This window comes from Winogradskyella algicola, from assembly GCF_005869935.1.
GTDB lineage: Bacteria > Bacteroidota > Bacteroidia > Flavobacteriales > Flavobacteriaceae > Winogradskyella > Winogradskyella algicola.
This window is the reverse complement of record NZ_SZQF01000008.1, coordinates 150,609-172,210: the sequence shown is the minus strand read 5'-3', so window position 1 is coordinate 172,210 and position 21,602 is coordinate 150,609. Positions and strand designations below refer to the sequence as shown.

At 31.2% G+C, this 21,602-nt stretch carries 19 protein-coding genes and 1 pseudogene; 2 read left to right on the top strand and 18 right to left on the bottom strand.

The genetic code is table 11. The annotated features are described in order from the left end of the window. Window positions 1-30 precede the first annotated feature (30 nt). Both FC091_RS12935 and FC091_RS12930 read left to right on the top strand, forming a co-directional pair. Window positions 31-1,101, top strand: coding sequence for a putative type IX sorting system protein PorV2 (locus FC091_RS12935; RefSeq protein ID WP_246035919.1), 1,071 nt, complete (start codon window positions 31-33; stop codon window positions 1,099-1,101). Between the two features lie 13 nt (window positions 1,102-1,114). Continuing rightward, a complete protein-coding gene (locus FC091_RS12930; protein WP_138434683.1) occupies window positions 1,115-2,278 on the top strand; it encodes a lipoprotein N-acyltransferase Lnb domain-containing protein in 1,164 nt (387 codons plus the stop codon). A gap of 2 nt (window positions 2,279-2,280) precedes the next feature. Here FC091_RS12930 and FC091_RS12925 read toward each other — a convergent pair whose 3' ends face one another. From FC091_RS12925 to FC091_RS12840, 18 genes and pseudogenes are all read right to left on the bottom strand, one after another. Beyond that, entirely contained in the window at window positions 2,281-3,675 is a 1,395-nt protein-coding gene (locus tag FC091_RS12925; RefSeq protein ID WP_138434682.1) for a sugar transferase, read from the bottom strand. A gap of 54 nt (window positions 3,676-3,729) precedes the next feature. Next, window positions 3,730-4,608, bottom strand: a complete 879-nt coding sequence (locus FC091_RS12920; protein WP_246035914.1) for a glycosyltransferase family 4 protein — start codon at window positions 4,606-4,608, stop codon at window positions 3,730-3,732. 82 nt (window positions 4,609-4,690) lie between these two features. After that, complete coding sequence (locus FC091_RS12915; protein WP_246035913.1) at window positions 4,691-5,878, bottom strand: O-antigen ligase family protein; 1,188 nt, start codon at window positions 5,876-5,878, stop codon at window positions 4,691-4,693. 187 nt (window positions 5,879-6,065) lie between these two features. Beyond that, entirely contained in the window at window positions 6,066-6,875 is an 810-nt protein-coding gene (locus tag FC091_RS12910; RefSeq protein ID WP_138434679.1) for a transglutaminase domain-containing protein, read from the bottom strand. A gap of 129 nt (window positions 6,876-7,004) precedes the next feature. Continuing rightward, on the bottom strand, window positions 7,005-8,132 hold the full coding sequence (locus FC091_RS12905) for a glycosyltransferase (RefSeq protein ID WP_138434678.1): 1,128 nt from the start codon (window positions 8,130-8,132) through the stop codon (window positions 7,005-7,007). Then, window positions 8,133-9,212 carry a glycosyltransferase gene (locus tag FC091_RS12900; protein ID WP_138434677.1) on the bottom strand — a complete coding sequence of 360 codons (1,080 nt, stop codon included), beginning with the start codon at window positions 9,210-9,212 and terminating at the stop codon, window positions 8,133-8,135. 2 nt (window positions 9,213-9,214) lie between these two features. Then, a pseudogene (locus FC091_RS12895) lies at window positions 9,215-10,537 on the bottom strand (glycosyltransferase family 2 protein). Further along, the gene (locus FC091_RS12890) at window positions 10,530-11,063 is read right to left on the bottom strand and encodes a serine O-acetyltransferase (RefSeq protein ID WP_138434676.1); all 534 of its coding nucleotides are present in this window, start codon (window positions 11,061-11,063) and stop codon (window positions 10,530-10,532) included. Before FC091_RS12890 ends, FC091_RS12895 begins: the two are co-directional and overlap by 8 nt. A 34-nt stretch (window positions 11,064-11,097) precedes the next feature. Continuing rightward, window positions 11,098-12,159, bottom strand: coding sequence for an exostosin domain-containing protein (locus FC091_RS12885; protein WP_138434675.1), 1,062 nt, complete (start codon window positions 12,157-12,159; stop codon window positions 11,098-11,100). Window positions 12,160-12,224: 65 nt separating this feature from the next. Further along, window positions 12,225-13,412: a glycosyltransferase family 4 protein gene (locus FC091_RS12880; RefSeq protein ID WP_138434674.1), complete on the bottom strand. Its 1,188-nt coding sequence runs from the start codon at window positions 13,410-13,412 to the stop codon at window positions 12,225-12,227. Between the two features lie 6 nt (window positions 13,413-13,418). Then, the gene (locus FC091_RS12875; RefSeq protein WP_171032524.1) at window positions 13,419-14,270 is read right to left on the bottom strand and encodes a sulfotransferase domain-containing protein; all 852 of its coding nucleotides are present in this window, start codon (window positions 14,268-14,270) and stop codon (window positions 13,419-13,421) included. 4 nt (window positions 14,271-14,274) lie between these two features. Further along, window positions 14,275-15,327: a glycosyltransferase family 4 protein gene (locus FC091_RS12870; protein WP_171032523.1), complete on the bottom strand. Its 1,053-nt coding sequence runs from the start codon at window positions 15,325-15,327 to the stop codon at window positions 14,275-14,277. Between the two features lie 2 nt (window positions 15,328-15,329). Beyond that, a complete protein-coding gene (locus FC091_RS12865; RefSeq protein ID WP_138434671.1) occupies window positions 15,330-16,712 on the bottom strand; it encodes an asparagine synthase-related protein in 1,383 nt (460 codons plus the stop codon). 12 nt (window positions 16,713-16,724) lie between these two features. Then, window positions 16,725-17,918, bottom strand: coding sequence for a glycosyltransferase family 4 protein (locus tag FC091_RS12860; RefSeq protein WP_138434670.1), 1,194 nt, complete (start codon window positions 17,916-17,918; stop codon window positions 16,725-16,727). 3 nt (window positions 17,919-17,921) lie between these two features. Further along, a complete protein-coding gene (locus FC091_RS12855) occupies window positions 17,922-18,926 on the bottom strand; it encodes a glycosyltransferase family 2 protein (protein ID WP_138434669.1) in 1,005 nt (334 codons plus the stop codon). Between the two features lie 36 nt (window positions 18,927-18,962). After that, window positions 18,963-19,676 (bottom strand): class I SAM-dependent methyltransferase, encoded by a 714-nt coding sequence (locus FC091_RS12850; protein WP_138434668.1) that lies wholly within the window; start codon window positions 19,674-19,676, stop codon window positions 18,963-18,965. Between the two features lie 24 nt (window positions 19,677-19,700). After that, window positions 19,701-20,915, bottom strand: coding sequence for a glycosyltransferase (locus tag FC091_RS12845; RefSeq protein ID WP_138434667.1), 1,215 nt, complete (start codon window positions 20,913-20,915; stop codon window positions 19,701-19,703). A gap of 10 nt (window positions 20,916-20,925) precedes the next feature. After that, window positions 20,926-21,600 carry a methyltransferase gene (locus tag FC091_RS12840; RefSeq protein ID WP_138434666.1) on the bottom strand — a complete coding sequence of 225 codons (675 nt, stop codon included), beginning with the start codon at window positions 21,598-21,600 and terminating at the stop codon, window positions 20,926-20,928. Window positions 21,601-21,602: the final 2 nt, after the last annotated feature.

Here is a 21,602-nt window from a genome sequence, read left to right as displayed (position 1 = left end):
AATTGTGCATCTTTGTAAAAAATTTTGCTGTTGAAAAATTACATCGTAATTCTCTTAACACTTGTTACCTCTATCGCTTTTGCGCAATCTACTAGGAAATATTCTAATGAATTTATGAATATTGGTGTAGATGCTGCTGCTTTAGGGATGAGTAATGCCGTGGTCTCTCAAACTTCGGATGTTAATTCTGGTTATTGGAATCCGGCTGGCTTGGTACATCTTGAAGATAACCAACTCGCCTTAATGCACTCTAGCTATTTTGCTAATATTGCCAACTACAACTATATTGGTTATGGTATGCCTATAGATGATCGCAGTGCTGTTGGTATTTCGCTTATAAGATTTGGCGTTGACGATATTTTAGATACTACACAATTAATAGATGATGAAGGCAATATCAACTACGACAGAATAAGTACCTTTTCTACAGCAGACTATGGATTAACCTTTTCGTATGCCAGGAAACTTCCTTTAGATGGATTGAATTTTGGCGTAAATGCGAAAGTAATTAGACGAATTATTGGTGATTTTGCATCATCTTGGGGATTTGGCTTGGATGCTGGTATTCAATTTGAAAATGATTCTGGTTGGAAGTTTGGACTTATGGCAAGAGATATTACAACCACCTACAATACTTGGTCTATTGATGAAGAAAAATTTGAACAAATTAGTGGTGCTGTTGAAGGCCAAAACCAAGAATTACCTGAAACCACAGAGATTACAATTCCAAAATTAGAAGTTGGGATGTCTAAAAAATGGATTTTTAACTATGATTATTCCTTATTAGCAGCCGCAAATCTTAATGTACGCTTTGAAGAAAATAATGATGTTATTTCTACATCTTTTGCAAGTATAAATCCTGCAGTAGGCTTTGAGTTTGGATATACAGATTTGGTTTTTCTAAGAGGTGGAGTTGGTAATTTTCAGAATGAAAGACAAATAGATAATTCTGAAGATTTAACCTTTCAACCCAATTTTGGTGTTGGTTTTAAATACAAGGGTATTCAACTTGATTACGCTTTTACTGATATTGGAGACCAGAGTGCTGCGCTGTATTCCAATGTTTTTTCATTGAAAATAGATTTTAGTATTTTTAGATAGTTAAGCTCAACAGATGAAAATAAAACTATCGCTTTTAGCATTTTTCTTTCTTTCAATTTCCTTTGCATTTCAAATTCAGTTATCTCCAGATGCCGAAGTTTCAGTTTTAACTTTTGGGCCAGGTAAAAGTTTAAATGATGCATTTGGACATAATGCCTTCAGAATTAAAGATAAAGCAAAAGGAATTGATATCGTTTATGGCTACGGTCAGTATGACTTTGATGCTCCAAACTTTTACCTAAAATTTGCAAGAGGTAAACTTAACTACCTCATAAGCAGACATTTTTTTGGTGACATCTTCAATTACTATTCAAGACAAAACAGAACGATAGAGGAACAGGTTTTAAATCTATCTACTGAGCAAAAACAAAAGCTCTTCAATTATTTAGAAAACAACTACAAACCTGAAAACAGAAAATATCTTTACGACTTTTTCTATGATAATTGTGCCACCAAGATTAGAGATGTCTTATCTACCGTTAGCAATAATACTATAAGTTTTGAAAAGCCAAATAACTTTGAACAAAAGACATTTAGAGCGCTTATTTATGAACATGTTGATAAGAATTCTTGGGGAAGCTTAGGAATAGACATTGCTTTAGGTTCTGTTGTAGACAGAGAAGCTTCGGCTAATGAGTATATGTTTTTACCTAAATATATTAACTCATTTTTTGAGGTTTCTAAAATAAATGGAAGTAGTGATTTGGTGAAGTCGTCCTCAACGCTTTATGAAACACGAAATGAAAACGAATCATCTAATTTTCTTTTTAGCCCTTTGGTGCTGCTTGGTTTAATTGCTTCTTTTATTCTTTACATTACTTATAAAGATTACAAAACACAAAAGAGAACGAAGTGGTTAGATATTACTCTTTTTTCATTATCTGGAATAATAGGTATTCTTTTATTGTTCTTGTGGTTTGGTACCGATCATACCGCAACTTGGCAAAATTACAATCTGCTTTGGGCTTTTCCTTTAAATATTTTAGTGATAAGGCAGTTACTAAAAAATGATGTTAAGAACTGGGTAAGGAGTTACCTTAAATTTTTAATTATTATGCTTTGTCTTATGGCTTTACACTGGACTATTGGAGTACAAGTCTTTGCGATTGCATTAGTTCCCATTCTTATAGCATTGGCAGTACGATATATTTATTTGGTAAAGTTCTTTAAGAGCTAAGTTTACTGGCCTCTGTAATACAAAATTGTACTTAGAGTTTTTATAGCAATATTAAAGTCTAGAAACACACTTCTGTGTTTTATGTAATACAAATCGTATTGTAATTTTGTTAGACTATCGTCTATTGAAGAGCCATATCTGGTCTTTACTTGGGCCCAACCCGTTAGTCCTGGTTTAATGATATGTCGTGTTTCATAAAACGGTATAATTCTCGCTAATTCATTAACAAAAAACGGACGCTCAGGTCTTGGACCAATAACGCTCATATCACCTTTTAAAACATTATAAAACTGAGGAATTTCATCTAACCGCGACCTTCTTAAAAATTTACCAAACTTGGTAATACGCTTATCATCCTTCTTTGCCCACTTAACACCATCTTTCTCTGCATTTACCACCATAGTTCTAAGTTTGATGATTTGAAAAGGTTTTCCATTTCGCCCAATACGCTCTTGTATGTAAAATAATGGCCCTTTATTACCTAAAAGGTTTCCTAAAACTATTAATGGTAAAATTAATGCACCTACGGTTAGCCCGATAATTGCTAATAGAATATCAAAAGCTCTTTGGAAAAATATATAAAGTTTGTTCTCATTACTTCTACTAAAAGGAAAGTATTTATAGAAATCTTTACCTACAAATTGAATAGGAACTCTATGTAGTAACTCTTCATATACCTGAGTATATTCTCTTATTTTAAAACCTCGCTCTAATAACATCATTAGATCGTGATAGACCTCAGCGATAATAGCTTCAGAATTAAAACTAGCCACCAGTACTTCTGATATTCTTTCTTTCTCGATAACGTTCAAAAAATCTTTGGCTTGAAACTCTTTTAGTCCCTTAAATTTTACAGACTCTGGAGTAGATGCTTCACTATTTATAAAACCAACAATTTTATAGTTAGGATCTGAAGTATTGAGCGCTCTAACCAAACCATCAATATTAGAAATTTCTCCAACTAAAAGTACGCGCTTGTAAAATCTAGGCGATTCTATAAGATTTATATAGACTAAACGCCAAAGTAAAATTGATACAATTATGGCTACATAAAAATATACAATCTGTATACGCTCTTCAGGTAAGTAAGGCGATAAGAAAGGTGTTAATAGATAAAATAACACAACGGTAGATGTTGTAATTACAATATTCCTAAACGTTGAGTCTAACTTACTGGCTTTCTGTAAATCATAGATTTCGAAAATAGTACCGAAAATTAAAATATACATCGCAAGCAAAATTAGGGAGACTATATTCTCACCATCGAAACGCAGATATTCGAACTTTGGATACAGGTTTAGAAAATAAACGGCCAAAAACACCATAACCAAGTCCATGATTCGTAATAGAATCTTTCGTTCTGATACCTCAAAGTGGATGCCTTTTTTGTGTGTCATAGTTGGTTAGCTACGCCGTAAATATAGTAACATCAATTGATTTTTATCTTCTCATTAAGACAAAAGGGTTTCCCATTTTACTTTTACTTGTTTCCAATCGAACTTTTCTACTTTTTTACGTGCGTTAATCACTAATTTATTTTTAAGGTTTTGGTCTTCTTTTAGTTTTATAATAGCATTTAACATTGCATCTACATCATTTGGAGGTACTAAAAGGCCATCTTCATTATGAGAAATTAAATAAGGTAAACCGCCCACGTCAGTTGATACAATTGGTAAGCCTAATGCCATTGCTTCAATAACACTAACTGGTGTATTATCAAAATCTGTTGTATTAATAAAAACATTGTAGTCTTTAGAGAGCTCAATCCATTCTTTTTTTGATAGCTTACCTGTAAACCTCACATTAAGGTCTAACTGTTTAACCAATTTTTTGACTTCCTTTAAGCTACCATCATTATCTGGACCAACCATACATAATTCTGTATTATATCCTTTTTTGATAAGACTATCTAATATTAAAACAGCTAACGTTGGATTATAAATTTTAGAAAAAGATCTTAACCAAAATAATTTTATAATGTCCACATCTCTGTTTAAAAACTCGAAATCACCTATTTCAATAGTATTTGGTATATATTCTACATTCTGGTATCCATAGTTTTTAAATGTCTCTTTTAAGAAATGTGAGGGTGAGACCAACCTATATGCATTGTTAAAAATCATCTTACTCATCCTTGGATTTTGTATCAACCGCTTCTCTAGATTACCACCATGCAGAATTGGGATATAATTTATCCTTAACATTCTGGAAATCTGACTGACTATAAGTGCGTAGTAAAAATTTACGGTACTGTAGGTGTCAATAAGCACATAATCTGTGTTGCTTACGTTTTTTAGTAGCAACAACACCATATCTAGTATTCGTAACAACTTATTTTGCTTACTAGATGCAATTTTCACTTTGCTGAACTGTTTTAACCTAACACTTAAAATTTCAACAGAAGTTAAATTCTTACTCCTTTGCGACAATGCGTTTCCTACGTATAGGACGTTTTTCATATTCTATATCTAATAATGCTAATGCATAAAAAAAAGCCGGCGCTGCAATTCGCATAGCTGAATGATTAATTGTGGCAAACCAAAAAGCTAAAAAAGCATAGAAAAAGATGTTTTTTCTATTTGTACTTCGATAGGATAAAGGAGTAAAAATTAATATTAGCAAAATAAAAACACCTAAAATACCGTGTTCGGACAACAATCTTGTAAGCTCATTGTGGGTAACAACAGATCTGCCCTCTCTATGATATTTTGTATTACTAGCACCAATACCTAAAAAGGGGTTTTCAATAAAACCTTCCAATTCATTGAATACTAATTCTGCTCTTCCTGTTGTTAAATCCTGTTTTTCTCTACCTAAAGAATCTCTGTTTGTATATCGCTTATCAATTAAACCCATAGTAGTAGAAGAGCTTATAAACCAAGAAACAATCATTGTAATTATCAATACTATTACCGAACTAATTATTTTAGTTTTAACTTTTGGTAATGCTTTTGCATAAAAAATAACGAGAAACGCTATAATTGTAATTATGGCGGCAACTACACCACCTCTACTAAAGGTAATTATAGCCCTGTAGGCTATTAAAACTAAAAAAAATGAATTGAATAATTTAAGAAAAATTGTAGGCGACTTTATTAGCAACCTTACAGTAAAAGTAAATACTCCTAGCCCAAGTATTGTTGAAACTTGATTTGGCCCAAAACCTCCCGAAGACACATAGTTTGAAGCTGTATTTTTAATCGTATCTTTAATTGAAGGATTAAAAACCATAAGATAAATTGCCATGGTAATTATGGGCATAGACAAATAAGCCAGCATCTCGATTATATCTTTGTGCTTAACCTTTCTATCCAAAAAGAATAATGACCCAAGACCTAAACATACAGGACCACTCAGCACAAAAGCCAAATTGGTTCTAAAGTTGGCATCAACATCTAAATCTAATGATGCAATAATAATTGAAGGTACCAATAAAATTAAATAGATAAAATAAGGGTAGCCTCTACCTGAAATTCCCTTAAAAAACATACCTAGCAAAACAAAAAGTATAACAAGATATTTAGATGCTTCATACGCTATACTTCCTTTAGTCATTCTAAATAATACCTCAGCACCAACAAAGTAGGCACAAGCAGTCATAACCGCTATGGTTTTTTTTGACTTTGGTGCTACAATAATATTCCCAGCAAAAAAAATTACTGCTATAAAAAAATAAAATTTTGATAATGGCTTAAAAGCATAAATAAGAAAGCCTATTAAAACATGAACTAGAATTAGAGAAATATATTTACTATCGTCGTTCAAAATTTATTCATAATTGTTTAAGCTAAGAAAAGCTTGATTTAAACATTCTTCTATAATCTCTTAGAGGAAATTTATATTGATAACTTTTACCTATCAAGTATATATAAAAATGAACAAAGAAGATTGGATATTTAGAATTATTTTTTCTTAAATATTTATCGTAAACGGAATTTTTGTACTTACTAATTAAAAAAGGAGTTGCTCTTTTGTTGTAATAATAATTTTTTATTTGAGTATCGCTTTCAATTTTTTTATGAAATGAATAATACTTGTGAGAAAGATTTGATGTAAAGACTTCAAACAGTGAAAGCGGTTCATGTTTATTATTATAATAGAATAGAATACATTTAGAAACATCTATCAAAATCCATTTTCCAATTTCTTTAGAAAAAATCTCGTTGGTAGCATGTCCGCCATACTTTTTATCGAAAGGCATTATTGTAATTCCCCATTCTCTTACCCTAATATCATTAATTACACAAAAATTATTGAAAATCTGAGACATATCACTACAAACCCCACCATTTCCGTTTATCATAGCTCTTAAAGCTACGTCGGATGCGAGGCTAAGCCCCTTACCGCCTTTAATATGTTTTCTAAGCCACAAAGCAATATAAATTGCCTTATCTAAATCAGAGTCTGGTTTTTCGTGTTCAAAAATCTTCTCATTAATCTCGTAAAAAAAACTGGGTATTACACCTTTTGTATTCTCACTATTATAACATTCTTTTTCAAGCCTATTTATTGTTGAGTTTTTGGAAAGTAGCCAAAATCTGGTATAATATAGCAGTGGATGTCTGCGGAGTGCCCAAGAAATTTTTTTTAATGCCAAAATAAAGAAATTGAATTTATTAATATTAACTACACAATATCATAAATTATCAAGGTAGGGCTCTCTAATTTTAAACAAATATAATATTGTCAGTCAATGAATTAACTCTTCACTAAGGCAAATGAACTATTATTCGCTTAATAACAATTTTATTCGCTCAACATAATACATGTATGAGAATTTTCTTACTATTTCTTCGTTTTCAATAACAAATAATCTGAAATTACCAGACGGCATTAGAAGAGCTTTAGAAATGACTTTAATAACATTACCTTCATTAACAGGTGAAATTAAAAATCCATTTTTACCATCTTTGACATACTGTCCTATAGAAGATATATTTGAGACTATTGGGAGACAGCCAAAATTCATAGCCTCTGCTATAACTTTAGGAAAACCTTCTGATGCTGTAGTTGGCATTATAAAAAAATGTGAGCTTTCATAAATTTGAAATAATTTGTCCGTCGGTAAAAAGCCATGAAAAACAAAATTAATTTTGCTATCATCACTAAGGTTTTTAAAATATTCTACCTCAGAACCATTACCAACCAAGTGTACAGTACCCACTCTATCAGACATTTCTTCATCTAAATTATTAAAAGCTCTGATAATACGTTCTACCCCTTTTTGTCGCTCTAACCTACCAGCATAACAAAAATTGACTAGTCCTTCTTTCCTTTTATTTGATCTTACTCTTATACCATTTTCTAAATCGTTCTCTGTAAGACATGGGTTTTCAAAACTTAAGCAATGCTCATTTTGATTGGGCCAACTACCGTTTATAGTGACTTTACGATTTTGATGTTTTAACATAAACCGTTGTAAAGCATAACCCAATGGCGGAGATTTTTGATTCCAGTTACCTGCATATTTATACCATCCCTTTTTTTTTGAAAAAATTGTGAGATAAGGAATTAAAAAAACACCTATTCCCGTAGGAGCTCGTAATTGAAAACAGTCTGTCTTTTTTAAAATTGAATTGACTGTCCTTATAACTTTTGGCGCAGATAAGGCTACTTTAATTTTATCTAATAACGAATGACCGCCTGAGGGATCAATAGGTATAAATTTTATTTTATTACTTGTATATGGTAACGAGCTCTCTGGTGCCTCGGCATTATGAAACATAGCAATATGATATATTTCATCAAAAATCTGAGCTAAAAAATTGATTTCAGTTATAGTTGGTCCCCAACCAACTATAGTCCCATCTGATAATTTATAATGCTCGGTATGTGATATAATTGCAAGTTTCAATTAACTGTGTTTTTTGGTTGGGTTTAACAATTCCTGATAAATAGAAATACAGGATTTGAGGTAAGATTCTTCAGAGAAATTTTGATTGTAAAACAATTCTATTTTAATTTCCATTTCCTTTTTAGTTTTGACAAGATTATCCATTTGTTTTAACCAATTGGTTACCTCGAAATCGTTTTGAATAAATTCTTGAAAATCAAATTTTATCTTATCAGCAACTTCACCTGTATTATACGCTATAAAAGGCAAATTTTCACTTAAATATTCTATCGCAACCAAAGGACCTGTCTCAGATTTTGCGGTGTGTATACCTATATCGTACTTATGCAATTGGGTTTTAATGTCTTTACAATCGGTAATAATAGTTACTTTATCAACGATATTGAATTTTTCAATCTGTGCTTTAATCTTCTCAAAATAGGCATTATCAACAGATTGTCCATAGATTGTAAAATTATAATTACTTGGACTATCTTTTATAACATCTAACAAATACTCATAATTTTTTTGAGGTCTAAAATTACCAACCGCTACAACTTCTATATTGTCATTATGACTTCTTAGGCTATTTACTCTAGTTTCCTTCTTTCTTATAACATTAGCTAATTTATAAATGTTAGCATTTAACCTTGTTTCTTTTGCCCAAGACACAAGCTCTCTACTAACACCTATGTAGGCAGTGCATTTCTTAATAGCTAGCTTTAGACTATAACTAATAGATTTGTTTTGAGCAATTTTCCCAAAGTGATCGTGAAAAATGATAACCTTATTATTATTCAATCTAGTAAAATAAAAGAGTAGCGACACATACCTTAAGACTTGCCTTAAATGAATATGAATAATATCGTACTTTACTAGTTCTTTGTAAAGCTTAAAGAGGTAAATAGGATTAAATTTATGCTTCCTTCTTATGTAAGTTATTGGTATTTCAGAAGCTAACTGAGCGTCCAGCTGTCCTTCTTGTAAAAGACAAATTACACTAACATTATATTCACTTTCGTGTAATAAGTTTGTAAGGTCTACTAGGACACGCTCTGCCCCACCAACCTCTAACCGATCTATTACCTGAACAATTCTCATTACTATAACTGCTCTATTTTTGAACCTTGATTAAGTTTAACAGAAGCCAGTCTCCAAGATTTTAAAACCTGAAACAAAATCAGTGGTAAAATTAAAATTGAAAAGAATACACCAACAACCTTAAGTGCTTTATTTCCCTTAAATTTATAGGGCATTACAGAAGAAGGCACAGTCCTCATCAACTCTAATTTTGCTCTATTGTTACCATAGTATTTGCGATACAAGTACAAAACACTTGGAATTGGTCTTGGTGCGAAAACGTTTCTTGGCCTAAAGGCATCCCAACTTCCCATTTCTCTCAATCCACCAGAGCCTACTTTTAAGTGTACTCGTTTAGCGTAAGGATTAGAAACATTTAGAAACCCATTTTTATGAGCTCTTAAGCCAAATTCACCGTCTCCCATTCGCTGTTTTTCAAATTGTCTATCAAAAAGTCCTATGTCTTTAAAAACTTCCTTTTTTACGAGAACATTTCCCGTATCTAATTGATCTGACCGTCTAAAAAATGAATAGTTCTCTGGGATTTTATCCCCAACAACGGACAACGAAACACCAGATGATATGTCTGCATTAAAAAAATCGATACATTTTAAATGGTTAGAAATCCAATTAGGTTCTACTCTGCTATCATCGTCAAACAATAAAATAAAATCACCCTTACTTAATTGAATCGCTCTATTTCGTGCTAATCAAAGTGCCTTTTCTTGTTGGTATTCTACAGTAATATCTAAATCATAAGTATCGTAGAAAGAGGCTTTAAATACGTCTGATTGATCTATTACAATTACTTCAAAGTTAGAGTAAATCTGTTGCTCTAAATCCTTTAAAACATCATGTAAATACTTGTATCTATTTAGTGTTGGGATTATGACGCTAACCTTGGGGTTATTCTCAATTAAAGAAGACTCAAAAGTATCCCAATCATCATAAGAAATAGGTTTCTTAAGGTATTGAGTACGCTTAATGTTTTTACTTTTATAAAATCCTTTAAACTCCTTTATTGGATTTTTAAAACTCAATACTCTAATCATTAAAACATAAACACTCCAGAATGCACTAAAATACTTTCTTAAAAAATAATAATTATCATTTACAGAAATATTCTCAAAGCTACTGTAGGTTTCAGCTTTACCTATATAACCCAACTGTAGCGCTTGCCAAGATAAATCGTATAACTTTGCATTTTCTGAAGTATAGTTTTCATCAGATTGTAACTGATTTTTTACTTCAACAGGCAATTTTGTATATTTAGGAAAAACATATGCTGTTTTTGAAGGCAATGCAAAGTAATGTGTAGGCTGTATGTACTTAAGAAACTCAAACATTTTCTAAAGGTTTTGCAGGTATGCCAACAAGTACAATTCTAGAATCGATATAGGAATTTACAACACATGCATTTGCACCAACTCTAATTTCATCACCCAGTTTTAAAGGTCCTATTACAGTTGCATTGGCTCCAATATTACAATTATCACCAATTATAAAATCTCCTTTGTTACAAGACTTATTTACACCTAGTACATTGCCACCTGTCATCGTTAAGTTAGCGCCAATAACACACACACCATTAATTACAATACCTAAAGCAGGATGATGAATTAACAGACCACCTTTTATATCAGCTTTATAATGTATATCTACATTGGATATTATTTGAAATAAAAATGAAAAAGGAAGATAGACTATTCTGATAACAGGATATAAACGACCAAACAAACCATAGCAACTACGTTCTAAACGATAGTTAAAAAGTCCCCAAAATGATCTGGTAAAAAGAACAGTAAAAATCCGAAGTTTTTTTCTTCCGATTGCTCTTTTAATATCTGCTATGAAATATATTAACTGTTTCAATATTCAGCTTACTTTGTTTTCAAAAGTACAAACATTATAAATTTTGAAATAAATTTTGAAAGTAAGTCCTTAACTTTAATTTGTCTTCCCATAGTTTTCTATTAGCTTCAAATAAATCATTTAATTTTTCATTATCCAATTTACTATGAAATTCTACCACTTTTTCCGCTACCCGATATCGGTCTTTATACTCTACCCAGACTACATGATCTTTCCAATTTAAAAAATTATCAAGAGGAAGAATACAATCTGTGTTCACAAAAATAGGTATTCTACCCATAGCCAAAGTTTCATATAATCGCACTGAAAAATTGCCTACCCCTCTTACGCATAAGACGTAGTCTGAATTTTTTATGTTATCAAAAAATTCATATGTAGTTTTATGAATGTCTCTGTTTTTTAAGGCCTCTACACCTGCTCTGTGTTGCTTACGTATTATAAAATTACTTTTTACCCAAGTGCCATTTTGTAATAATTCTAAAAGTTGTGACCTTAAATATTTAGTTGCTATTAGCTGATGAGGGTTTTGGTATCTTATACCAAAATTATAAAGGATATTTCTAGCAGCTATTTTAGCCAACTCTTTTAATGCTTCAATTTTACTACTGTCTGTTTGCCCACAAAAACCGACTGTCGGCTGAGTATAATATTGTCTTTTGAATATGGTTGCTTGGTTATAATATTTCCTTAGAGGATCTTCGATAAATACTGGCACACAGTAATGATTAATATTTAACTTAGATTTATAACCCTGTTCTCTTATTACAATAACATTCAAATCTTTTGGAATGTCAATCCCAAAATCACTAGGTAAAGATACAATCACGCTCTTACCTAATTTATTAGCTTCTTGAATAAATGCTATGGCCTTTTGAATTTGCTTGGTTATTTTATAATACATCCAAGACATGGTTAAGATTACAAAATCAGCGTTTTGTATTTCACTTGTAAAATGAACATCTTCTTCTGAAATACCATAGCCTAAAATTCTGTCTTTATCAGTAAATCCCTCTTGTTTTATAAATGGTTTAAGTAAAGCGAATAAATGTCTTCTATAATTACTGTCGTAGTGTTTTTTAGGGAAAAACAATTTCATAAACAAATAGTAATGTGCTTTGATGTAAAATTAATCATTAGTGAATGATTTCTAACTATTTAATTTTATTCTTTGCAATTGTAAAATTGAAGAAATTTAAAGTTTTGATAACTAAGCGTAAAGTTTTTTTGAACTCTACTAACTGCATTATTTGAAACAGCTATTTTTTTTGCCTCTGGAAGTTGTACAACTTCTATTATTTTATTGGCAAAAACGTTTGGCTGTTGAGACCTAACCAACCATCCTGTTTTTCCATCAATAATGTTTTCTTTAAGTCCTCCTACATCAGAGGCTACACATAACCTTCCTAAAGCTTGAGCCTCTAAAACAGCATTACAAAACCCTTCATTTAAACTAGTTTGTAGATAAATATCGGATTTACCAACAAGTTCTAAAGTATCGTTATGACTTAACTTTCTATGAAAAACAACATTATCTTCTAAACCAAGTTGGTTTACCAAAAACAGATAGCGCTCTCTTTCTTTAATATCGCCATCTCCTATAATGTGGTATTGTAAATTAGGATAGGTCTTTTTTAAAAGCTGTATGGTTTCTAGAGCTGTTGTTAGGTCTTTAATCCAGTTTAATCTTGCTACAGAGCATATTGTTAGTTGGTTTTGACCTACTGAGTTTTGTTTAGATGTAATGGTTTTAAAAATTTGATCATCTACTGCTGGTGTAATAATAGAGAAGGGTATTACTTTTTTTAATCCTAAACCGTAAGCTTGCTCTACCAGATACTGAGATATAGAATGTACCTTATCCACGTTTTTCCAGACATCGAGATAACAGTTTTCATATTTTAGCGGATAAACATTAATGTCAAACCCTCTAAAACTCACAGCCATTTTTGCGCCAATGGCCTTGGCAACATACTCGCTTCCTATGGCTTGGGTGGCAAACCCAAAATGCAACCAATCTACGGAATGACTTAATATATGACTGTTTAGGTACATCCTTTTGAAGATTGTTGTTAATGCAAACCCAGACGACTTTAAGAGCTTATAATATTTTATAACATTGTTTAGATGAAACAACAATTTAAAACCGACTTTAATCATATTTAACGCAACCAAAAATCTGCTGCCACTCACTCTTGGACTTTTTACTGTTTTGCATAGATTAAAATCTGAAGCAATCGTTTGGGTAAAAATGATAACCTCAAATCCATTCTCTAGAAGGCCTTTAATCTTACTATTAAAAAAGGTTTCGGAATACTTTGGAGTAGTTGGTATTACAAGGCCTATACGCATAAACACTTATTTTAGATAATTATATTCGGCTACCTCAAACCTGTTAAGAATATTTTGAATTTGCTCTAAGGCTTGATTATCTCCATTAGTTTTGAATTGTTTACCATTTTTAATAGGGCTTTTAGGATGCGTTTTAGAAGATGGTCTACGATATACGTCTTCTATATTAGAAAGTGGTTTTAAATTATAGGATCTACAGATGTCATAAAACAAGTTAATATCTGCTATTAAGGTTTCGTACCTTACAATTTTAATTTTTGATGTATTTAGAGGGTTTAAATCAAAAACGACTTTGTTTTCTATACACCACCTTAACGTTAACTTTTCTATGGCTGTGTAATTATTAGCTTCTTCCCAATTAAAATTATAGTTAGTTTTTAAAACTTTGGTAATAGGTTTTTGATGTTTAAAATGATTAAGGTTATACAACCAACTAAATTGCACCCTATTTTGAGACAGCACAACATCATAAGGATTTCTCATTATAAACAATACTGGTATTTTAAAATAGGTATTAATAAAATGAACACTTAAGTTACAACGTACAAATTTTATGACATACTTTTTAGGAATAATCGGCCATAAGTGCATCTTCAATTTTCTGTTACTTATCTGTGCAATCCAATCACTATCTACTTTGTTACTAAATACTCTTCTAAAATATTCCTCCTGATCTTTTTGTAAAATATCTTGGGAAATAAACTTATCGCAAATCAAATAACCTTCTTGGGTCTGAAACTCGTGCTCTGGTTCGAACAAAAGTCTATAGCGGTGCTGTAAGCCAATAATTTCGGCAAGCCAACTAGTGCCACTTCTTGCTGATCCTGCAACTATAATATGTTTGTTAAACGTTTTCAATATTCTATCTTGAAAGAAGTTTTAAATATAAATTTTTGTAAGCATTAATCTCTTTTGTTAAGGAGAAACGTAATTTTACATTTTCTATTCCTTGTTGTCTTAATTGTTGGTAAAGCATCTTGTCATTAAGTAATAATTTAATCTTCTCTACTAAATCTGTTGTAGAATTAAATATGAAACCACCTCGTCCTTCATTTAGAATATATGCTGCGCCACCACCAGAATTAGAACTTAGCACTGGTACGCCACATGCCAAAGCTTCAAGAATACTTACTGGCAAACCCTCTTGTTTTGATGCTAAAACAAAAAGATGTTGTTGAGAGAGTACTTTTGGAATATTGTCATTCTCTACAAAGCCATTGAATGACACTCGGTTTTGAAGGTGATTTTTCTCAATAAATTGTATGAGATTGGTTTTATAAACTCCATCTTCTTTTCCGTATAGATTTAAATGAACAAAATCGGGCAACTCAATTAAGGCTTCTATGACTTGTGCTTGATTTTTGTTTTCTACTATATTACCTATACAACAAAGGTTAAAAGTTTTTTTAGGCTTGTTTTCTTCACAGCTAAACTTAACCAAGTTAACTCCGTGAGGGATAAAACTAATTTTAGTTTTTAGATAAGATGAACTAAAAAATCGAGATTTCATCTCTGGATTATCATAAGCAATGTGACTGGCCAATATACTTTTTAAAAACCATCGCTTAGACCAGGCATTATTCTTTTTTGTATATAAATATTTAACTCCTCTTAATCGACATCCTATCACCTCAACAAAATTGGATTTATAATCCCAAGAATGACACACATCTATTTGATACGTTTTTAATAGTCTTGAAAACTGTTTAACATCATTTAAAAGCTTACCAATGTATTGAATATGTATTTGGTTAGAAACCGAAATATCATTTGGGATAAGTTCTGGAAATTTTTCTACAGCTATAAAGACCTCAAATTTTTCCGAATCTAAACCTCTTACTATAGAAAGTAAAACATTTTGACTTCCTGCTGTTTTAAAATTTGGAATGGTATATAGTATTTTAATTCGCTTCAAACTCAACTATTATTCTTTTGCCATAAAGACAAGGTTAATAACATACTTAAAGGATGTGAAAATTGTACATTATCCTCTTCTTTAAAACTTTGATAAATACCATCAACTATTTGTTTCTCGACTAGTGTATAAAAGCTATCATTATAAATATGAGTTTTTAAATTATCATTATTGGCTTTACCTAAAAATTGCAATTCCCAATTACGCTGAACATAAGGTTTGCCCATAATATTATTAAGTATTCTATACAATTTATTGCTAATTCTATATGGTAAATTATAAGGCGACTTATTGAGATTAAAATTATTTAGGTTAAAAGGTTTTTGTTCTTGCCAAACAATTTCTGAAAGTTTTTTATTTCTCTTTTGTATGTAGGCTATCTGAAGTCGTCTATCGGCTAAATACTCTTCGGGAAGTGAACATATAAATTCACACATTTTATTATCATAATATGGCAATGAGATAGGATGTACACTTTCAAAAACAGATAAATTAGCGGTTGTCCACCTTGGTGCCCAATACATAGATTTGAACGCTCTGATCTTTGCGCTTGAATTCTTAATATGTATTTGGGATAGCAAACTCTTAACTCTATCTCTCAAATACCATTCAAAATTATCTTCTAAATCCCAAGATTTCCAAAGTGCATTTGCTAATTGTAACCCACCAGGCTTCGCTATTTTTTTAATGATTAAATTAACTTCTTCTTCTATTGAAAGTTGCTGCTTTGTTGTAGCATCAAAAAGTACGTCGCCCCAATGACCGAGTAAAAACATATCGCCTTTCGGCTTTAACGTATCCACTACTGCCATTTGCCTAGCATGTGTAAACTCTGCGTAACATTGATTTATTTTAGATAATTCTTCAATGCAATTCCAAAGATATCCTCTTGGAATTTTAAAAGATTCATATGGAAAATTACAAGCATCAGCAATTTGCTTTGATATTCTGGCCTCATTGTATCCATTTTCAAATGAATAACTGTAAGACTCAACATCCTTGTTGAGATAGTTTAAAGCTGCTGCTTGCGTTCTAGAGTCTAAACCACCTGATAAGGGCAAAATCACTTTTTTGTCCACCACTTGCTTATCTATAATTGATTCAAAAAGTACAGTAAACTCAGTGAGAGCATCATTAAAACTTATATCTCTAGGAGAATGATGCCACTGAAACCAAGGTTCACTTTTTATTAAATAACCAGATTCATCAATGGTATTAATTGTTCCTGCCCTTAGACAAACTTCATCTTTATAATATGTATCTTGATCTAGAAAAAAACCAATTGCTGTAAAGACACAGATGGCTTCGTAGTTTAAGACATGATCGCCTTTAGCTTTTGCGAAGGACTGACGCGCTGGAATTATATTTGTTTTGATAATTTTCATTAAAAAATCTAACTAATCATTTTGCAGACATTTATAATATAGATCTTCAAAATCAGTTGTCATTTTTTCTATATTGTGATTTTTCTCAACTTTTTCTCTAGCACTAACTCTAAGCGCATTAATTTTATCTAAAGGTAATGTGTGAAAATCTTGAATCTTTTTGCTTAAAGAATTTGCGTCTCTTATAGGAACTAAAAGTCCTGTTTCGTTATCTGTAACTAATTCTATAACACCTCCACAACGCGTACTTAAAACAGGTAGCCCTATTGCCATTGCTTCAATTACTACATTTGCTATTCCTTCTGCCAAACTTGGTAACACAAGAAGACTTGAATTAATCATTAATTGATAAACTTCTTTTTGCGGCAGTGAATGTGTAATTGTAATATAGTCCTGAAGATTTAAATCATTAATCATGTATATCAACTCCTCATTACCTCTAGCACCTACAATGGTATAGTGGAAATCAATTTGATTCTTTTTTAAATCCTCACAAGCTTTTATCATATAGTCGTAGCCCTTAATCCAATGTGGTCTCCCTACAGATAGTAGTTGTAGTGTTTCTTGTTTTTCGTAAAGACAAATACTTGGAAAACGACTAAAATTAAAACCTGAATAAATAACCTTATCTATTTTTGAAAGTGATGTATATATAAGGTTACTTTTTTCTTTTATGGCATGGCTAACTGAATGAAAACCTCTGATTTTTGGATACTGGCGCTTTAGGTATATTTCGTTTTCTGCATCTACAAATGGTCTTACATTTAATTGGTATCCAAGCTGACTTAAAACTATGTTATAACTCTTACTATTTAGAATAGTTTCACAGTATGGCAATAACGATAGCCATTGAACATGCACTATATCTGGTTTAATTTGTGCTAAAGCCTTATTAAAATTGAAGTGTTTTAAACCTGAAGAATCAAAACGGAGCATTAATTTTATAAAGGTTTGAAAATCTTTGATTCCACTTTTTTTAAATAGATTATTAAAAACAAAAACTAGGCTTCTCTTCAATAAATTCAATTTATTACTTTGAGTACCTAAATCTACATAGGTAACTCCTTCTATTTTATTAATTACGCTGTTATCAAAACCTAAAACATATAGCTTATGCTTTTTACCCAAACTTTTTATCACATTATTAATAAAAGGTCTGGTTTTAAAGCTACCATCAAATATTACTATTTTAAGCTTTGGTTTCAATTTCTATTTAGCTATTAATTTAGAAAATACTTTATTTACACTGGTAATTTTTATTATTGCTTTCTCTTTTCGTTTAAGAAAAAATCTATTTTTGTTAGCTAGCATCTTTTTAACTTCACCTTTGGAAAACATAATATTAGATTTGTAATATGCTATTAACGTTTCCTCTGTGAAATCTTCTGAATTTACTATATCTCTGCACAATAGCTTTAAAGAGTCAACTTTATTTCCTGAGAGGAAGTGATTTGGTCTATCCTTAAAGTTTTTAAACTTTTTAATAAAATCTTTAGCATCGAACATATGGTAATGTAACATACCTTTATTTGAAACTGAATTTATTCGATTACCATCAATATAGGTATAGCGATGTACATTTTTTGGTATTATTTCTTGTTTAGAATTCACTTTTAAGGCTGCTTTCCCTAGATGTTGTCCGTACCAAAAAGAAAATTTTATATAGCGCTTATCAAATGGGTTATAAAAGGATTTATAAATTTGATCTATTCTTCTGCTAAATTTATGAGTAGTCTTAAAATATAAAGCCTCGGCAAATACATTATTGTAGCTATGTCTATCTTGTAAGATTTCATAAGGCTCAAAATTCACCAAATCTACCGAATCGTCTAACTCACCAAAAAAACGTTTTAAATCTGAAACTTCAATTTTATCTGTAATTACAAGCTCATCTGCATCTAATGATATAAGCCAATCTATACCCAATGCTTTACTTTTTTGAAGGGCATCATAGGTATTAAGGCATTGCCTGGCGGTATGATGATTCTTAGCCTTTTGACTAAACTTTTCCAAGGCTTTTATATTACGGTATTTATCAACAACAGAATGAGACATTTCTACAATATCTACATCTGAAATACTTGACTTACCATTATCGGTTGTATTATCAAAATAAACAAAGGCTTTGCAAACACCAATTGCTTTATGGTACAATATGTTACTTCGTAAAATACGAGCTTCATTTTTGGCGGTAATTACAATAGCAATCTTCATTATCTTCTGACTTAACAATTTATAAAACCAATGCCTCTATTGCTTTTGTGCCAAAATACAATGATGGAGACCATAGCCTAAACTAGATAAAACAGACTCTCTAAATTTAGCCAGTCCTATTTTTTTGAATAATGTAACAACATACTTATTATTAATTAACTTGTAGTATCCTTTATTGCCAAAATTCATTATAATACTTTCGTATTTCAAAACTTTAAAATTTTGGTGTTTTAGAAGCCTTATTAATTCTCCCTTACTTATGGGTAGTTCTATGGGTTGATCTGACCATGTTTTGCCATCAGTCATATGGTCCAACACATTTTTATTAGGTGTGGTAAGAATTAAATAGCCACTTGGTTTTAATACTTTATGGCAAACACTAACGTATTTATCCTTATCCTCAATGTGTTCTAATACTTCTTGAGAAACAATAACATCAAACGTTTTATCCCTAAAATCGAAAGTTAAAGCATCACCTTGCTGAAAATTAACATGAGGATATAACTCATTAGCCTTATCAACAGCCTGTTGAGAGAGTTCAACAGCATCTGTCATACCAAACTGACCAAGAAATGCAGTTAATCGTCCATCGCCAGAACCTAAATCTAAAATTAATGGCTTTCGTATTTTTCTTTTTACAACCGTAAAATATTCTAAGATTTTCACACATCGCCTAAGTTGCAAACTGTTTATTAACTTATTTGTACTCCAATACTTATCGTAAAATGATTTTTGTTCTTCTATATTCATTTTAGCCAGTTCTTTTGTTGGTTTTTATTCATAAAGCGCTACAACACTTTTGGTTAATTCTCTCAAAGAAAAATTATTGTGCACAAACTTTTGTGCATTAATACTCATCTTAGAATAAAGCTTGTCATCGTTGTATAATTTTGTAATTGCATCACAAAAATCTCGAATGGATTTTTCTTGAACTAAAAAACCTGTACTTGATGTAAGCGTACTTTTAACACCACCAGAATTAAAGGCTACTACAGGCAAACCCATAGACTGTGCTTCTAATGTTACTAGCCCTTGTGCTTCTGCACGGTTTTGGTTGTCTGTAATCGATGTCATTAAAAAGATGTGATGCTTATCGTACTGCTCTTTCAACTCTTGCTGGTTTTTTAAACCTAAAAATGTAACATAAGACTCTAAACTTAGATCTTTTACCAACTGTTTTAAATTTTTTTCTTCTCTACCAACACCAATAATAGTGTAATGAACCAACAACCCATTATCTACAAGGTATTTTACAGATTTAATACCATATTTATGGCCTTTTAACTCTATTAGCCTACCCACTGAGAGAAGTTTTACAGGTTTATCGATAATCGACTTTTTATTAGTACTCGTAAAAAAATCCGTATCTACTCCCATTGGTATGATACGCAGCTTTACTTCATCGCATTGTAAATTTATTATTTTATTGAGTAGATATTGCGAGTTAACTGTGATATACTTTACCTGTTGAAACAAATTTTGATAGGTCGTAACTAACCTTTCTTTTTCTAATTCGTTTTTGTAATGTACCGAGAATCCATGAAGCGTTAGTATAAGCTCTGCTTTAACTACACCTAACTTCTTCATAGCAGCAATATCTAAACCTGCATTTGCAAAATGTATATGAAATATATCTGCATCTGAATACTTTATAAAAAAATTGACCAAATAGGGCTGAAAAAACCAATGCTCTTTTTTGGAAGCATATGCAGATAATCGGTTATATTTAAAATATTTAAAATAGAGAATAAGCCCTTTTATATAACGAAAAAATCTATTCTTAGGTATTTTGTAATCTATAATCTCGGTGACATCTTTTATGCCGTTGTTAGACAGATTTGATGGTTGTGAAGATTTGTCAAAGTTTTTTAACTTATAAGTTAATACACCTACATCATAACCTTTGTTTATAGTACTGACTATTTGATTTACAACAAAAGTCTGAGAGTGTACCGGAAAACTTCTCGTTATGTAGGTTACTTTTCTCATCAATTTACAATTAGGCTTTATATATTTTTAGCATTAACTGTTTATCTGATAATTCATCACCACTTATATGACCAAGTTCTCTCAACTCACCAAGTACATCAAATTTTAAGCCGAGCTTATCGCATGTGGATTTATAAAAATCTAGTGTTTTAAACATTACAGGAAACTCTAACCAGCTTCCTTGGTCATTATCACCTATATTTACATTTGCATATAAAACACCTCCATCGGTCAAATTATTCTTTACAAACTTCAAACATTCATAAAGAATATCATCACTTAAATGAATTAATACAGAAAAGGCTAACATCTTATTAAATCGTGTATTAATTTGTAAGTTTTCAAATTTATCAAACAGAATAAGATCGCCAATCTTTTGTGTTAGCTTTTCTTCTCTTAGCTCATTCTTTGCCTCTTCAATAGCATTTTCCCTTATATCAACGCCATAATAATTACCTACATTTAAAAATTTCATTATTGGTATACCTCCCCTTAATGTACCGCAACCAATATCCAGAAAGACATCGTCCTCTTTAAGCCCTTGATCTTTCAAAAATTTTATTTGAAAATCCTGTTTTATTTTCCATCTTTTAGAAGAACCAACCAATGCGTGTCTTTTTTCTTTTCGTTTAGGGTCTTTAATTAATCGAAGTTTTACCAGAAGCTTGATTATTTTATTCTTCATAA

Bases quoted from the DNA above. Each gene is read 5' to 3' on its own strand.
- FC091_RS12930 (WP_138434683.1), top strand. From the start codon at position 1,115: ATGAAAATAAAACTATCGCTTTTAGCATTTTTCTTTCTTTCAATTTCC.
- FC091_RS12925 (WP_138434682.1), bottom strand. From the start codon at position 3,675: ATGACACACAAAAAAGGCATCCACTTTGAGGTATCAGAACGAAAGATT.
- FC091_RS12915 (WP_246035913.1), bottom strand. From the start codon at position 5,878: ATGACTGCTTGTGCCTACTTTGTTGGTGCTGAGGTATTATTTAGAATG.
- FC091_RS12900 (WP_138434677.1), bottom strand. From the start codon at position 9,212: ATGAGAATTGTTCAGGTAATAGATCGGTTAGAGGTTGGTGGGGCAGAG.
- FC091_RS12885 (WP_138434675.1), bottom strand. From the start codon at position 12,159: ATGAAATTGTTTTTCCCTAAAAAACACTACGACAGTAATTATAGAAGA.
- FC091_RS12880 (WP_138434674.1), bottom strand. From the start codon at position 13,412: ATGCGTATAGGCCTTGTAATACCAACTACTCCAAAGTATTCCGAAACC.
- FC091_RS12865 (WP_138434671.1), bottom strand. From the start codon at position 16,712: ATGAAAATTATCAAAACAAATATAATTCCAGCGCGTCAGTCCTTCGCA.
- FC091_RS12855 (WP_138434669.1), bottom strand. From the start codon at position 18,926: ATGAAGATTGCTATTGTAATTACCGCCAAAAATGAAGCTCGTATTTTA.
- FC091_RS12850 (WP_138434668.1), bottom strand. From the start codon at position 19,676: ATGAATATAGAAGAACAAAAATCATTTTACGATAAGTATTGGAGTACA.
- FC091_RS12845 (WP_138434667.1), bottom strand. From the start codon at position 20,915: ATGAGAAAAGTAACCTACATAACGAGAAGTTTTCCGGTACACTCTCAG.
- FC091_RS12840 (WP_138434666.1), bottom strand. From the start codon at position 21,600: ATGAAGAATAAAATAATCAAGCTTCTGGTAAAACTTCGATTAATTAAA.